General features: G+C 48.3%; 12 protein-coding genes and 1 pseudogene. All 13 read left to right on the top strand.

All coding sequences use genetic code 11. The annotated features are described in order from the left end of the window. Nucleotides 1-113: 113 nt before the first annotated feature. Nucleotides 114-974: an amidohydrolase family protein gene (locus PAEVO_RS17770; protein ID WP_207797486.1), complete on the top strand. Its 861-nt coding sequence runs from the start codon at nucleotides 114-116 to the stop codon at nucleotides 972-974. Further along, nucleotides 961-1,905: an aldo/keto reductase gene (locus PAEVO_RS17765; RefSeq protein ID WP_100538740.1), complete on the top strand. Its 945-nt coding sequence runs from the start codon at nucleotides 961-963 to the stop codon at nucleotides 1,903-1,905. The genes PAEVO_RS17770 and PAEVO_RS17765 overlap by 14 nt, the downstream gene beginning before the upstream one ends. 16 nt (nucleotides 1,906-1,921) lie before the next feature. Continuing rightward, on the top strand, nucleotides 1,922-2,935 hold the full coding sequence (locus PAEVO_RS17760) for a zinc-binding alcohol dehydrogenase family protein (protein WP_100538739.1): 1,014 nt from the start codon (nucleotides 1,922-1,924) through the stop codon (nucleotides 2,933-2,935). A gap of 239 nt (nucleotides 2,936-3,174) precedes the next feature. Next, nucleotides 3,175-4,746, top strand: coding sequence for a response regulator transcription factor (locus tag PAEVO_RS17755; RefSeq protein WP_100538738.1), 1,572 nt, complete (start codon nucleotides 3,175-3,177; stop codon nucleotides 4,744-4,746). Continuing rightward, nucleotides 4,743-6,533, top strand: coding sequence for a cache domain-containing sensor histidine kinase (locus tag PAEVO_RS17750; protein ID WP_100538737.1), 1,791 nt, complete (start codon nucleotides 4,743-4,745; stop codon nucleotides 6,531-6,533). The genes PAEVO_RS17755 and PAEVO_RS17750 overlap by 4 nt, the downstream gene beginning before the upstream one ends. A gap of 185 nt (nucleotides 6,534-6,718) precedes the next feature. After that, a complete protein-coding gene (locus tag PAEVO_RS17745; RefSeq protein WP_100538736.1) occupies nucleotides 6,719-8,029 on the top strand; it encodes an ABC transporter substrate-binding protein in 1,311 nt (436 codons plus the stop codon). A 200-nt stretch (nucleotides 8,030-8,229) separates the two neighbouring features. Then, complete coding sequence (locus tag PAEVO_RS17740; protein ID WP_100538735.1) at nucleotides 8,230-9,087, top strand: carbohydrate ABC transporter permease; 858 nt, start codon at nucleotides 8,230-8,232, stop codon at nucleotides 9,085-9,087. After that, on the top strand, nucleotides 9,084-9,905 hold the full coding sequence (locus PAEVO_RS17735) for a carbohydrate ABC transporter permease (protein ID WP_100538734.1): 822 nt from the start codon (nucleotides 9,084-9,086) through the stop codon (nucleotides 9,903-9,905). The genes PAEVO_RS17740 and PAEVO_RS17735 overlap by 4 nt, the downstream gene beginning before the upstream one ends. A gap of 23 nt (nucleotides 9,906-9,928) precedes the next feature. Continuing rightward, nucleotides 9,929-13,042 (top strand): beta-galactosidase, LacZ type, encoded by a 3,114-nt coding sequence (gene lacZ, locus PAEVO_RS17730; RefSeq protein WP_100538733.1) that lies wholly within the window; start codon nucleotides 9,929-9,931, stop codon nucleotides 13,040-13,042. 207 nt (nucleotides 13,043-13,249) lie between these two features. Beyond that, nucleotides 13,250-13,633 (top strand): GntR family transcriptional regulator, encoded by a 384-nt coding sequence (locus PAEVO_RS17725; RefSeq protein WP_100539500.1) that lies wholly within the window; start codon nucleotides 13,250-13,252, stop codon nucleotides 13,631-13,633. After that, nucleotides 13,630-14,496: an ABC transporter ATP-binding protein gene (locus PAEVO_RS17720; protein ID WP_100538732.1), complete on the top strand. Its 867-nt coding sequence runs from the start codon at nucleotides 13,630-13,632 to the stop codon at nucleotides 14,494-14,496. The genes PAEVO_RS17725 and PAEVO_RS17720 overlap by 4 nt, the downstream gene beginning before the upstream one ends. Continuing rightward, nucleotides 14,489-15,115, top strand: a complete 627-nt coding sequence (locus PAEVO_RS17715; protein ID WP_100538731.1) for an ABC-2 transporter permease — start codon at nucleotides 14,489-14,491, stop codon at nucleotides 15,113-15,115. Before PAEVO_RS17720 ends, PAEVO_RS17715 begins: the two co-directional genes overlap by 8 nt. An 80-nt stretch (nucleotides 15,116-15,195) precedes the next feature. Further along, a pseudogene (locus PAEVO_RS34885) lies at nucleotides 15,196-15,327 on the top strand (YfzA family protein); the annotation flags it as partial. Nucleotides 15,328-15,401 lie beyond the last annotated feature (74 nt).

Genomic DNA, 15,401 nt, shown 5'->3' with positions numbered 1-15,401 from the left:
GAACAACCATATCAAAATAAGTTATAAAAATGCAATCCTGAGCTATTTTTGTACACAGATTTTGAACGTACAATAAAGATAGCGAACATGACACCTGAAAGGCAGGGATGTTTATGAGATTGGATGCCCACCAGCATTATTGGCTGATTGAGCGAGGGGATTATGAATGGATCACGCCGGAGGTTCCGGAGCTTTATCGAAACTTCCTGCCCTCCGATCTTAAGCCGCATTTGGATTCGCACCAATTGGACGGCAGTATAACGGTTCAGGCGGCACCGACTGTGGAAGAGACGGACTATCTGTTATCGTTGGCGGATCGCGATTCTTCCATTGTCGGAGTGGTAGGATGGATCGATCTGTTCGATCCGGAGCACCGCCGGCATTATGAGCGATTTCGGCAACACCCGAAATTTATCGGCTTTCGCATCATGATTCAGGATATGCCGGATGCCAATGTGATCCTGGAGCCTTCATTCATCCAAGCATTGAACGAATATGTCAAGGATGATGTTCCGATTGATCTTCTTGTTCGGAGTCATCAGCTTGAGCCGCTGCTGAAGTTAATCCAACAGGTCCCCGGCATCCGCGGAGTCATCGATCATCTGGGCAAGCCGCCGATCCGAAGCGGACAGATCGAACCCTGGGAGAGCTTCATGAAACAAATCGCCCGTTTTCCGCGCATCTACTGCAAGCTCTCCGGTATGGTGACCGAGGCGGAGCATCGCCGGTGGAGCCAGGAAGATTTTAATGCGTATGTACATAAAGTGACGGCGATGTTCGGTCCTGATCGGGTCATGTTCGGCAGCGATTGGCCTGTGTGCCTGCTATCGGCTGAATATGACCAAGTGGTTGACGTACTGGCAGAAGCGCTGCCGAAGCCATGGGGGGAACGGGAACATGCGCGATTGTTCGGTCTGAATGCCAAGGCATTCTATAAGTTGGAAAAGGATGGTGTTCATCATGAAATACCGTAAGTTAGGCCGAACCGGTCTGGATGTTTCCGTATTAGGCTTCGGAGCTTCTTCGCTAGGCTCCGTCTTTCGGGAAACCGACGACAACGAGGGAATCCGCACCGTGCACGCAGCCATGGAGGCGGGCATCAATTTGATCGATGTATCCCCTTATTACGGATTGACGAAGGCGGAAACCGTGCTTGGCAAAGCTATTCAGCAGGTACCGAGGGATAAGTTCATCCTATCAACGAAAGCAGGCCGTTATGGCGAGAATGATTTTGATTTCACGTCCAGGCGGATTATCGACAGTATGGATGAGAGCTTGAAGCGACTCCAAACCGATTACGTAGACATTCTCTTTTTGCATGATATTGAGTTCGCTCCCGCATCCGTTGTGATGGAGGAGGCCCTTCCTGCACTCCAGCTCTTAAAAGAAAAAGGGAAAATCCGGTTTGGAGGGATTTGCGGTTTGCCTCTGCAGCTGTTTGAAAAACTGCTGCCACAAGTCGAAGTGGACGCCATCATTTCTTACTGCCATTATTCTTTGAACGATCAGACGCTTACCGGTTTGCTGCCGCTGCTTGACGAAGAGGGAATTGGGCTCATCAATGCATCTCCCTTATCTATGGGCCTTCTCGGTCCCAGAGGAGCGCCGTCCTGGCATCCGGCTTCAACGGAAATCAAGGAAGCCTGCAGACGTGCGGCTGAGTATTGTGCTAAAGCTGGAACGGATATTGCGAAGCTAGCCGTGCAATTCTCAACCTCGAATGAACAGATCCCGACGACGCTGGTCAGTACGGCCAATCCCGACAATATAAAACGTAATGCTGCTTGGACGGAAGAGCCGCTGGATCAAACCCTCTTATCCGAAGTATTGAAGATATTGGAGCCCGTACAAGGGCGGACCTGGACAAGTGGACGTCCCGAATACAATGAAGGCATCGGATTATGAAGAGGAGGCTGCTGGGATGAAGGGAATCGTATGTCAAGGGATCGGGGAATTTCAATACCGCGAGGATTTGCCCGAGCCTCCATTGCTCGAAGGAGAAGCCATCGTCCGCATCAAGCGGATCGGGATTTGCGGCACGGATCTGCATGCCTATCGTGGTAATCAGCCTTTTTTTACGTACCCGCGTATTCTCGGCCACGAGCTATCCGGTATCATTGAAAAAGTCGGAGCTAACGAAGAGGGATTGAAGCCTGGAGACACCGTCTGCGTCATTCCTTACATTCACTGTGGGGAATGTTTGCCTTGCCTTAGAGGCAAGACAAACTGTTGTAGATCGTTGAAGGTGATGGGCGTGCATATCGATGGCGGCATGCGCGAGCGCATCTCCGTTCCGATTCGCCATTTGATGCGGACGGAAGGGCTGACCTTGGATCAGGCTGCCTTGATAGAACCGCTTGCTATCGGGGCTCATGGCGTTAAACGGGCGAACGTGACCCGCAAGGATACGGTTTTAGTCATCGGAGCCGGTCCGATCGGACTCGGGATCATGGTTTTTGCCAAAGCGTTGGGGGCTACCGTTATGGCCATGGATATGAACGCTGCTCGGTTAGCCTTCTGCAAAGCCTGGGCAAAGGTAGATCATACCATCCAGGCGGGAGAAGAACCGTCCGTTCTTTCGGCTTTAACGAATGGTGAATTTCCCTCCATCGTTTTGGACGCAACGGGAAACCAACAATCCATGAACAACGCTTTTCATAGGGTGGCACACGGGGGGACCCTGGTGTATGTCGGTTTGATCCAAGGAGACATTACATTTCAGGATCCCGAATTCCATAAACGGGAATTAACGCTGATGGGCAGCCGTAACGCGACCAGGGATGATTTCCATGATGTGATGAAGCGGATCACGGAAGGCGGCATTGATGTAAATCCGTACATAACCCATCGATGCCGTTTTGACGATTTAATCCAAGAATTTCAGGGCTGGCTCCGTCCTTCCGCCAAGGTGATTAAGGCGATGGTGGAACTTTGAACCATCTATTTCTTAATTGTATTTTGCAGTGTATGATAACAGTATGTCTTCATTCTTTCCGCGCAGGTTCTCTTCCATTGACGGATGAGGATTTTGCCATATCCAGCAAATCGTAAACGGTTACATTAGAAATCACGGCGGGTATGAAAGGGATATGCCCTGGTAATCTCAGGGCTTTTTTTAATGGTATTCATACATGTATGAATGCGAAAGGTTACAAAGCTGCAAGGGGGACAGGTATGAAACCCATATTCAAGATCATGATCGTGGATGACGAAATGCTTGTCAGGCAGGGAATTAAGCATCTGCTCAATTGGGAACAGGAAGGGTACCAAATCGTCGGAGAGGCTTCTAACGGTTCTGAAGCACTGAGTTTGATGGATGAGGTGAATCCTCACGTCATTCTTACCGATATCGTAATGCCTGTCATGGGCGGGGAGAAACTGGTCAAGCTCGTTAAGGAAAGGTATCCTCACATTGAAATCATCGTGCTCAGCAGTTTCAGTGAGTACGATTATGTCCGGTCTACTTTTCAGAGTGGTGTAGCGGACTATATCCTGAAGCCGAAGTTGGAAGCCGATTATCTGTTATCCATCCTCAATAAGACGACGGCCAAAATGGTCGCCATGAAGCCGGAGGATGATCCAAGCGCGGATCGAGAGGAAGGGCAGATCTTGCAAGCCATTGAGAAACTTATGACCGGATATGAGACTGCGCTGGAACCTGTGGTGTTGGATTCGAAATTCCCTTATGGACAGTATTTGTTCTTTGGGGCGGATATGAAACATATGAAAGATTCCGGTGACAAATGGAGTTTCGGAAACGAACTGGAACGAGGACTCCAGAAGCTTGCTTTGTCCGAGATCGTGTATATGCGGTTGAAGTTTATCAACGATACGGCGCTTTTTCTGCTCAATGTAAGTCCTGAACGCTGGGACGAGCTTGTTATTGAACTCCGGCATCTCATCTCCCAAATGGCACATTTTTCGAAAGAGACGCATTTCGTGATCAGCCGAAGCTTCACAGAATTTAAGAGTCTTGGTGAGATTTATCATGACAATTATTTAAAACTCATGCGATATGGCTTTTTCCTGGAGGATCGGACTTTGATTGAACATGAACATTTGCCGGCCCTTCCGGATGCGTATCTCGAATATGACATGGGTGAATTCATGGAGCAGTTGAAACGTAGGCAGTACCAGAAGGCCTTCACCGGTTTTTTGGAATACGTTCACCTGCGTTCGATGGATTATCGTACGGATATTTTCGAATTTAAATCATTTCTGGGGAATTTCATATTTAACGTAACAACCACGTTTGGAAAAATGAAGGTGGAGACTGGGAGCCTGGAGAATGCCAAATACGATTATTTCCGAAAAATAGACGAAGCCAGGTATGCCGGAGAAGCCATCGCCGTTGTTGAAACCTTTATTCAGGAAGCTGAACGCGCGATAGGCGAGACGAATACATCGGTGAATCCCAATATGACCCGGCTGCTCGAATATATACAGGACCATTACGCAGATCCCATCACGCTCACGGGGGTGGCCAGGCAATTTCACTTCAACGCTTCTTATCTGTCGAGTTATTTCGCTGCGTATAACGGAGAAGGTTTCAGTGAGTACCTCAATAAAATTCGGTTGGAAAAAGCCATGGAGCTGCTCATGACAACGGAACACACGATTTCCGATATCAGCGCAAGCGTGGGATATTCGGATCAGAGTTATTTCACCAAGGTGTTCAAGAAGCAGACCGGCATCTCCCCGAGCCAGTTTCGGAGACAAGACATGCGGGAGATACGGGAATCATGATCGCAAATGCTATAAACAAGCTTAGAAAACAGGGCCTATTCCTTAAGCTGTTTCTTGTGACCCTCATCAGCATCGTTACCGTATCACTCCTGACGCTGTCCATTACCATCAGCATGTCGGAAAAATTATTTCTGCAGACCTTCAGCATCACGAACGGCAAGCTGTTGAACCAGATGAAGTCAAACCTGGAGTCCTATAATAACGCTATAGCAACCGGTGCCACCATGATCGCCCAGAATGCGGCAATCCGCAGCTACTTATCAGGCGGAGAGACGGAGGCTGTGGCGCTTGCGATGAAAACGTACCAGATGACAGAGGGCATGAAGTCGATTCAGTCCAACTTTAGCGCCTATGACGTTGGCATCATGATCGTTGGAGCGAATGGCAGAAGTTATTCTACCGATCCTTGGTATTGGTCTGTCTCAGCCGAGGAATTGAAGGATCACCCGATTACAAAAGCAACCATGGCTCATCCTGCGCAAATCTTATATCAGCTCTATCGCGGCGAGGATCATAGCGCAGGCGCACAGGAGCCCATGCTCGTTGCTTCCAAAGCTCTCTTTGATCAGTCGACCGGCAAAATTTACGGCACTCTGTACGTGATCATTCGCGACCGGAATTTTAAACCCTTCTATGCGAATTTTACAAGCGAAGGCAATGACGTCGTGCTGTTGAACGAGGAAGGGGTCATTGTATCCAGCAACAGGACCGAATTGATCGGGATGTCGGATGAGGGACTGCTTCAAGAGGTCGTAACGGATCAGGGCGAGGGAGAGGACAATCAATCTGCCTATGTGATGGGGAACGAACGAATTGTGTTCTCGGAATACCTGCCGGAATTTGAATTTTATTTGGTCAATATGATCGACAAGAAAGCCGTGACCGGACAGATGGTGAATGCCAAAGCCGTCACCTTGACCATCATGGCCATCGTTGCGATATCACTTATCATTGTTTTTCTGATCACCCGGCGGATGACGCAGTCACTCCGTGTCCTCGTTGGACAAATGTCGAGCATTCCGACGAGCGGATTCGATCATCATGTCGATGTTGCAAACAGCAGTTATGAAGTCAAGGAACTGGGAACGGCGTATAATTATATGCTCGATGCGCTGCATGATTATGTGGATCGATTGATGGAAACCCAGAAGCAGCAGCGAAATGCGGAGCTGGCGGCGCTTCAAATGCAGATCAATCCGCATTTTTTGTACAATACGCTGGCTTCGATCAAATTTCTGGTGCAGCAGGGCAATAAGGAAAAAGCTGCGGGTACGATTAACGCGCTCATATCGCTCCTGCAAAATACGGTCAGCGATATTCATTCCACCATACCTGTCCGGCAGGAGCTGGAGACGCTGAAGCATTATGTATACATCAATCATGTGCGTTACGGAGAGAAAATCCGCGTTCATTACTTTGTGGAGCCGGATAGCCTGGATTATCATATGCCGAAGCTCATTCTTCAGCCTTTTATTGAGAACGCATTCTTCCATGGGTTCAACATCAAGGGAGAGGGAAGGATTCTAATCATGATTGCCGTCCAGGAGGATCAGCTTGTATGTGAAGTTGCAGATGACGGGGACGGAATGAATCTGGAACACAACCCGTCGGAAGAAGACCCGCTGCCTGCGCCGATGAGTAAACGCCAACTGTTCTCCGGCATCGGGATACGCAATGTGGATGACCGAATTAAATTGATGTACGGCGAGAAATACGGGGTCAGCATTATAAGCAAACGCAGTGAAGGAACAAAAATCATCATTACGCTTCCATTGACCCAAAGCTAAAGATATTACAAGAACCTAAAAATAGTACCAGAGCCGGTATGAAAGCGAAAACAGGATCCAATAATAGCACCAAAGCTGACAAAGATAGTGCCAATGAAAACGAATACAAAATGATAAGATGGAGGCGTAGTAGAGAAAACGCTTCCATCTTTTATTGTTTTCAGACTAAAAAGGGGGTTTACGCATTGAAAAAATTTATGAGTTTACTGCTGGCCAGTGTTGTTCTTTTGTCGGCATGTTCCTCGGGTGGTACGGAAGGCGGTTCTAGCAGCAACGGCAGCTCTAGCGGTGAAGGCAGTGCTGCTCCAAAAGAGATTACGGTTTGGGCTTGGGACCCGGCATTTAATATTGCCGCCATGAATGTTGCTAAAGAAGCTTATGCCCAAGTGAATCCGGACGTCACGATTAATGTTGTAGAGAATGCGCAGGCCGATATCGTTCAAAAGCTGAACACCGGGTTGAATTCCGGTTCCACCAAAGGGTTGCCTAACATCGTGCTCATTGAGGATTACCGTGCACAGAGCTTCTTGCAAGCGTATCCGGATTCTTTCTACGAATTGACGGACGTCGTGAAAGTGGACGATTTCGCGGATTACAAGATCGGCCCGACCAGCGTTGACGGCAAGCAGTACGGCGTTCCGTTTGACTCCGGCGTGACGGGAATGTACGTACGAACGGATTATCTTGAGCAGGCAGGCTACAGTCTGGACGACCTGCAGGACATCGACTGGAAGCAGTACATCGAGATCGGCAAAGCCGTCAAAGAGAAAACCGGCAAAAGCATGATTACGCTAGATCCTAATGATCTGGGACTCATCCGCATGATGATCCAATCCGCGGGGGCATGGTACACGGCGGAAGATGGCCAAACGCCGACGATTGCAGGCAATGCTCCATTGAAGGAAGCCTTTGAATTGTACAAAGAAATGATGGATTCCGGCATCGTGAAGGTGAACTCAGACTGGAGTCAATTCGTTGGAGCATTCAACAGCGGTGAAGTGGCTACCGTGCCGACCGGCAACTGGATCACGCCTTCGATCAAAGCCGAAGCTTCCCAATCCGGTAAATGGGCGGTAGCCCCGCTGCCTAAGCTTGCGGCAACAGAAGGCTCTGTCCATGCTTCCAACCTGGGCGGCAGCTCCTGGTATGTGATGAATGTAGACGGCAAAGAAGCAGCAGCGGAGTTCCTCGCGAAGACGTTTGCTTCCGACGCTGAGCTGTATCAGACATTGAATACAAAAGTCGGGGTGATCGGCACCCTGAAAGCCGCCGCAGGCGGAGAAGCTTACGCGGCAGCGGATGAGTATTTCCAAGGGCAAAAAGTCGTATCGGACTTTGCGACTTGGACTGAACAAATTCCTAACGTGAACTACGGCATGAACACGTACGCCATCGAGGATATTATGGTCGTTGCCATGCAGGCGTATCTCGGCGGTAAAGATGTGGATACCGTTCTGAAAGATGCGCAGACGCAAGCCGATACGCAAATTCGTTAAACACACTCAGGCAGTACCATATATATGCCCTTGCTCCTTCTTCTCCTGTAAAGTGGACATCTGCTGAAGGAAGGGGAGCGAGGGCTTTATGTTCTCTATCCGTAAGAAATGTGATCAACAGAAGGGTGTGGAGTGGTGTGAATACAGAACAAGCCAGGCTAAGCCCGCAAATTCACAAGGGCCTTAACAGTCAAAGGCGGATGCGTTTGACAGGTTGGTTCTTTGTCCTTGTACCGGTTGTCATGATTAGTATTTTTTATTTTTATCCGATGGTTCAAGCGTTAATCCTATCCTTCAAATCAGGCAGAGGCAGCAATCTTCAGTTTGTCGGTATAGACAACTATATTCGCCTGTTCAGCGATACCACCTTCCTTACGGCCGTCAAGAACACATTTATTTATTTACTTGTTCAGGTCCCGGTCATGCTGGTGCTGGCGCTCTTTATCGCTGTGCTGCTCAATGACGATCGATTGAAGTTCAAAGGTTTTTTCAGAACGGCGATTTTCCTGCCGACGGTAACCTCGCTTGTCGCGTACTCCGTCGTTTTCAAGTACATGTTCGGAGCCGACGGCATCGTCAATAAATTTCTGGTGAATCTTCATCTCATCCAGGAGCCGATTCAATGGATTACCGACCCTTTCTGGGCCAAAGTGACGATTATCATTGCGATCACCTGGCGTTTTACGGGCTATAATATGATTTTCTATTTATCCTCACTGCAAAATATTGATAAATCCGTATATGAAGCTGCCCGCATCGATGGTGCGAATGCCTTCACGCAGTTTTTCAAAATTACGATTCCGCTGTTGAAGCCGATCATCTTGTTTACGACGATCACATCGACCATTGGAACGCTCCAGTTGTTTGACGAGGTAGTTAACATCACCAAGGGTGGTCCCGGAAACGCAACGATGTCGATATCGCAATATATTTACAACCTTTCCTTCGAATACACGCCTGACTTCGGATACGCGGCTACCGTTTCCTATTCGATTGTACTCATGGTGGTCATATTGACGATGATCCAGAACAAAGTTGGAGGTGATAAGAGATCATGAGAACCAAACGCGTGTTTACTTACCTGTTTTTAATTATCGCTGCTCTGGTCTCCATCTTCCCGTTTATCTGGATGGTTGTCAGCGCCACCAATCCGTCCGTGGACGTAACGAAAGGGACGCTGCTGCCGGGTTCGCACCTGGTCAAGAATATCAACAATCTGTTCAGCTCCGTGGACATGTGGCAGGCTCTCTGGAATTCCGCGAAAATCTCGGTGGTGACTACCGTGCTTTCCCTGCTGGTAGCATCAGCGGCGGGTTATGGATTTGAGATGTACCGCAGCCGCGGCAAAGATATTGTATTTAATATCCTGCTGGCCTCGATGATGATTCCGTTCGCGGCGATCATGGTGCCTTTATTTCAAATGTTTGCCAAAGTATCGGGGGTTGTGCCCTTTCTAGGCATTGATACGGCAGGGGCTGTCATCCTGCCGACATTCACGACGGCGTTTCTCATCTTCTTCTTCCGTCAAAGCACAAAAATGTTTCCGAAGGATATGATGGAAGCCGGTCGCATCGATGGGCTTTCGGAGATCGGCTTATTCTTCCGCATCTATATGCCGACGATGAAATCGACCTATGCCGCCGCAGCGATTATTACCTTCCTGAACAGCTGGAACAACTATTTGTGGCCGCTGATCGTACTGCAGTCGCCGGAGAATATGACCGTGCCGCTGCTGATATCGAATCTGGGATCAGGCTATGCTCCCGACTATGGTTTGATCATGTCCGCGATTGTCATTACGACGCTGCCGACGGCGCTGGTGTTCTTCATGATGCAGAAGCAATTTGTTGCCGGAATGACAGGTTCAGTGAAATAAAGTTGGAAAATGGAGGGAAACAGATGAAACAGCAGCTTGAACGAGGAGTCGCGCCAAGCCTTGCCTGGTTGTCCGACCCCGGCATATTTGCGGTAAGCAGGATGCCCGCGCACTCCGATCATCGGTATTACGAAACGATACTTGAAGCCGAACAGCTTGGAGAGATGCCTTGGCGCCGGAGCCTGAATGGAAGCTGGAAGTTTAGTTATGCTCATAATGCCAAGGAACGTCAAGCGGATTTTTATAGAATGGACGTTTCCTGCAGAGGATGGGATGATATTGAGGTTCCCGGACATATCCAGCTTCAGGGGTATGGGCAGCCGCAGTATGTGAATACGATGTACCCCTGGGATGGTCAGGAGTTTCTTAGACCCCCGATGATCTCAGAGGACCACAATCCGGTGGGCAGTTATGTGAAGTTTTTCAACGTTCCTCCAAGCTGGTCGCAGCGTCCGCTGTATATCTCATTTCAGGGAGTTGAAACGGCTTTCTATGTATGGCTCAACGGGGAGTTTGTTGGCTACAGCGAAGACAGCTTTACGCCGAGCGAATTTGACCTCACGCCGTACTTAACCGAGGGTGAGAATAAGCTGGCTGTCGAGGTTTACCAACGCAGCACTGGAAGCTGGCTGGAGGATCAAGACTTTTGGCGCTTTTCCGGTATTTTTCGAGACGTGTATCTGTATACGGTACCGGACGTTCATGTGCAGGATCTGCATGTTCAAACCGATTTGGATGAAACGTATGAACTTGGAACGCTGAAGGCAGCCATGCAGCTCAGGGGCAAGTCCGCTTCGAAGGTAGTCCTTGAGCTCAAGGATCCAGCAGGAAATCCAGTGGTCCGGGGCGAGACCGGAGCTTCCGGGGGGACGGCGTCGATTGCGTTAGCTGCCGGGAAGGTCCAGCGGTGGAGCGCAGAAGAACCTAATTTATATACGCTGTACGTATCCGTCTATGACGCATCCGGAAACCTTGTGGAAGTTGTGCCGCAAAAGGTAGGCTTCCGCAAATTCGAGATGATCGACAAAGTGATGCACTTAAACGGCAAGCGCATTGTATTCAAAGGTGTCAATCGGCACGAATTCAATTCCCGCCGCGGACGCTGCATTACGAAAGAGGATATGCTGTGGGATATCAAGACATTAAAGCAGGCGAATATCAACGCCGTACGGACGTCGCATTATCCGAATCAGACGCTGTGGTATGAGCTGTGTGATGAGTACGGCGTGTACGTCATCGACGAGATGAATTTGGAGACACATGGATCATGGCAGAAAATGGGGGCCGTTGAGCCATCCTGGAACATACCGGGCAGCAGGCCGGAATGGCAGGATATCGTGTTGGACCGTGCGATTTCCATGATGGAGAGAGATAAAAACCACCCATCGATATTGATCTGGTCTTGCGGCAACGAGTCTTATGCCGGAGAAGTCATTCGGAACGTTGCGAATGTTTTTCGGGAGAAGGACCCTACCCGGCTCGTGCATTACGAAGGGGTGTTCCATAACCGGGAGTATGACGATGCGAGCGATATGGAGAGCCGCATGTATGCCAAACCGGCGGATATTGAACAGTATTTGCAAAACGATCCTTCCAAGCCCTACATCAGCTGCGAGTACATGCATGCCATGGGCAATTCCGTCGGCGGTTTGCATAAATATACGGAGCTGGAGCAGAAGTTTCCGATGTATCAAGGCGGCTTCATCTGGGATTTCATGGATCAGGTTATCGTGAAACGTGATCGTTATGGCAAGCCTTTTATGGCTTATGGAGGGGATTTTGATGATCGTTCAACTGATTACAATTTCTCCGGCAACGGCATCGTCTATGCGAATCGGACATGGTCCCCCAAAATGCAGGAAGTGAAATTCCTGTATCAGAACGTCAAGCTGATTCCGGATCGTTGTGGCGTCGCGATCCGAAACGAGAACCTGTTTGTGGGTTTGGATGCTTATGAAGTTAAATATTGCCTGAGTTTAGAGGGAAGGAACATCTACAGCGGAGCGGTATGCACCCAGGTTGATCCCGGTGAAGAGCGATATGTAGAGCTGGAATTGCCTGAGGCTGGGTATCCAACCGGTGAGTATACGCTGGACGTTTCACTCGTGCTCAAGAAGGAATCGTTATGGGCGGAAGCCGGCTACGAAATTGCTTTTGGACAGCATGTATTTTTAGTGGAGAACCCGTTGGCTGTTGACGCTCCTGACCATACGCAAGCGTCGGAGGCGGAACGCCTGAAATCAGATTCAGGAGTTTCGCACGATACGGCTGCGAATGATTTCCGTGTAGTTGAAGGGGACGTAAATATCGGCGTTCATGGACGTGATTTCTCCGTTTTGTTCTCGAAGCAGGCAGGGACCCTCATATCCATCAAGTATGCGGGACGGGAGATGATCTCTTCGCCGCCGGTGCCGCTCTTCTGGAGAGCGATGACGGATAACGATAAAGGAGCGGGACTGCCTTTCGATTCCGCGCTTTGGTATGCTGCAAGCCTGACCCGAAGAACGTTAAGCTGCGAGCTTATGGAGAACTCGGACCGCGCGACCGTGACCTACGTGTATAAACTGAGCGTGTCCGAGGAAATACGGGTGCGTGTATCGTACACGGTATTTACCGATGGCAGCATTCAGGTAAAGGCGGGGTACCAAGGAGAACCGGGCTTGCCGAAGCTGCCGATCTTTGCCCTTACGTTCAAAGTACCGGCGGACTACGACAACCTGGATTGGTATGCAAACGGACCGGAAGAGAATTATATCGACCGTGCGTTCGGAGCTAGATTGTGTCGCTTCCGCAATCGTGCGGCGGATAATGTATCAGCCTACTTGGTACCGCAGGAATCGGGCAATCGTACGGGGGTGCGCGAAGTATCCATAACTAGCGATCAAGGCCATGGCATTACGATTGAGGCCCCATCGGCAGCACCGGTAGAAGCCAATATATCGCCGTATACCGCATTCGAGCTGGAGAATGCGACGCATCATTATGAGCTGCCGAACGTTCACCATACCGTTGTTACCATTGCCGGGCGGCAAATGGGGGTTGGGGGTGACGACAGCTGGGGGGCTCCGGTTCATGAAGAGTATCAAATCGATCCTTCGACGGACATGTTATTTGAATTTACGATTCGCAGAGCTTAATGTAAGCTTCGATAACCGTTGCCCTAATATTAGGGTTGGGGGAATAGAAAACGCCGAAATCCTTATTTAAGGGCTTCGGCTTTTTTATTTTAGCTACCGAAATGGACAAGAATCACTGCCCAGATGGATGAATTGACACAAGAGGGAATAGTGTATATATTATATATATACGGTATGCACTTAATTAACAGCAGTGGGGTGAACGGCATAAAAATCATATTATCCAACGCATCGAGCGATCCGATTTACATACAGATTATGAACCAGATTAGACAGAGTATCCTGAGCGGAGAATTGCGCGCAGGCGACAGCCTCCCTTCCATTAGGCAGCTTGCTAAGGATTTGCAGGTTAGTGTTATTACCACTAAGCGTGCCTATGAAGAATTGGAGAACGAAAGGCTAATCGACTCCGTCGTAGGCAAGGGATGTTTCGTATCAGGGGCAAATAAAGATTTCATCAGGGAGCAGCGCATGAAGCGATTGGAAGAGCAAATGATCAATATCATTCGAGAAAGCAAGGAATTAAACATGAGTCAACAAGATGTAATCGATCATCTGACTCTACTGTTCGAGGAGGAACAAACACCATGAATGCAATCGAATTACGAAATTTAACGAAAACATACCCTCTTTTCAAAGTCGATCATGTATCTCTGGATGTGAAACAAGGCTACATTACCGGACTCATTGGTCCGAATGGTGTTGGTAAAAGCACCTTAATCAAGATGATGCTCGGCATGATCCGTCCCGATTCCGGCAGTGTAAAAATACTCGGCCTGGATATGCCTAATCATGAAGTCGACATTAAACAGCGCATCGGCATTGTCTCGGATGATTGCTTCTATTATGAGCATCTTACGATTCATGATACGAAGAGAATGATCGCACCTTTTTACAGCCATTGGAATGAAAAGAAATTTAACCGCTGCCTCGAACAATTCGAATTGTCTCCTAAGAAGAAGGTTGAAGATTTATCCAAGGGAATGAAGATCAAACTCTCCCTTGCCATTGCTTTATCCCATGAGGCTGAACTCCTGGTCATGGATGAGCCGACTTCCGGACTCGATCCTGTGTTCAGAAGGGAAATGCTTGATCTGCTTGCGGATATGATGCAGGACGAAAAAAATACGATTATCTTCTCGACCCATATTACGACGGATTTGGACCGCATAGCTGACTACATTACTTTCGTCAATGACGGAAAACTCGTATTCAATGAAGCGAAAGATGATGTGCTTGAGAGATACGCGATCGTGAAGGGCGACTTGCAACTGATTGATTCGGATATTCGTAAGGAGTTTATCGGAATTCGTGAAACGGCGCTTGGTTTTGAGGGCTTAGTAGATAATAGACAAAAGGCCGCGAAGCTGTTTAGCAATAATGCTATTTTAGAAAAACCATCCTTAGAAGACATTATGTACTTCACGGCCAAGGGAGGACGAGTTCATGCTTAATTTGCTTCGCAAAGACCTCATCGCTTTAAAAAGCTCACTGTGGACGATTCTTCTTTATCTCGCTGTATTCAGTGTCGCTTTTATACCAAAAAGTGAAATGTCTATTTATTTTGTAGGAATCTATACCGCTTTCGGCTCCATTATTCTCGCTACGATGATCGATATCAAAAACCATAACCATAAATTTCTGGTCACGCTGCCGATTAGTCGCAAACATATTGTTCTAGCCAAATACATAACAGCCGTCATATATACCCTTTTTGGGGTCATTGCTTCTTACGGGATTCACCAGCTCATTAATCTTTCATTCCCGCAGCTTGAAAAGCCGGATTATACGGTATGGTCCATATTGGTTTCAGTAGGAATGCTGCTTGTTCTCATTTCTATCTATATGCCTCTTTTTTACGCGCTTAGTAAAAAAGGAGCCGGAATTATCAATGCCGTATTCATGATCTCCTTAATCATCCTGGCACAACCTGCAGCGGTGCTAATGAATATGGTGAGCGAGAAAGGCGTCATTAGCGACCAAACCTTACTTCTTATTCTAATTGGTATCGTAGCCGTATTCATCGCTTCCTATTTCTTAACGGTAAGCCTATTTACTAGAAAAGACTTATAAGAGTCCCGCGGATGCATATTAAAATTAGGTGATAAATGCTAAAAAAGGAGAGCACATCCATTGAAAGATACACAACATAAAGCTCGTTCTTTCCGGAATGGTTCACACCTTATAAAACCCAAGAACACAACTTATTCACTGTCAATTTTGCCGTTACATTACTCCCGGCAGCTTTAATAGGTGCAGTAAAGGACCTTGTTTCTAGAAAATGAATTCACGACACCAGAGAAGAAAAAGACGAAATACCAAAATGCACAAAAGGCCCGACTTTAAACGATGTCGGGCC

It is taken from the genome of Paenibacillus sp. GM2FR (assembly GCF_002803325.1).
GTDB lineage: Bacteria > Bacillota > Bacilli > Paenibacillales > Paenibacillaceae > Paenibacillus_AQ > Paenibacillus_AQ lautus.
The sequence above is the reverse complement of the archived record's forward strand: the minus strand, read 5'-3'. Positions and strand labels throughout refer to the sequence as shown.

Bases quoted from the DNA above. Each gene is read 5' to 3' on its own strand.
- lacZ (WP_100538733.1), top strand. From the start codon at position 9,929: ATGAAACAGCAGCTTGAACGAGGAGTCGCGCCAAGCCTTGCCTGGTTG.
- PAEVO_RS17750 (WP_100538737.1), top strand. From the start codon at position 4,743: ATGATCGCAAATGCTATAAACAAGCTTAGAAAACAGGGCCTATTCCTT.
- PAEVO_RS17720 (WP_100538732.1), top strand. From the start codon at position 13,630: ATGAATGCAATCGAATTACGAAATTTAACGAAAACATACCCTCTTTTC.
- PAEVO_RS17770 (WP_207797486.1), top strand. From the start codon at position 114: ATGAGATTGGATGCCCACCAGCATTATTGGCTGATTGAGCGAGGGGAT.
- PAEVO_RS17735 (WP_100538734.1), top strand. From the start codon at position 9,084: ATGAGAACCAAACGCGTGTTTACTTACCTGTTTTTAATTATCGCTGCT.
- PAEVO_RS17760 (WP_100538739.1), top strand. From the start codon at position 1,922: ATGAAGGGAATCGTATGTCAAGGGATCGGGGAATTTCAATACCGCGAG.
- PAEVO_RS17755 (WP_100538738.1), top strand. From the start codon at position 3,175: ATGAAACCCATATTCAAGATCATGATCGTGGATGACGAAATGCTTGTC.
- PAEVO_RS17715 (WP_100538731.1), top strand. From the start codon at position 14,489: ATGCTTAATTTGCTTCGCAAAGACCTCATCGCTTTAAAAAGCTCACTG.
- PAEVO_RS17740 (WP_100538735.1), top strand. From the start codon at position 8,230: ATGCGTTTGACAGGTTGGTTCTTTGTCCTTGTACCGGTTGTCATGATT.
- PAEVO_RS17765 (WP_100538740.1), top strand. From the start codon at position 961: ATGAAATACCGTAAGTTAGGCCGAACCGGTCTGGATGTTTCCGTATTA.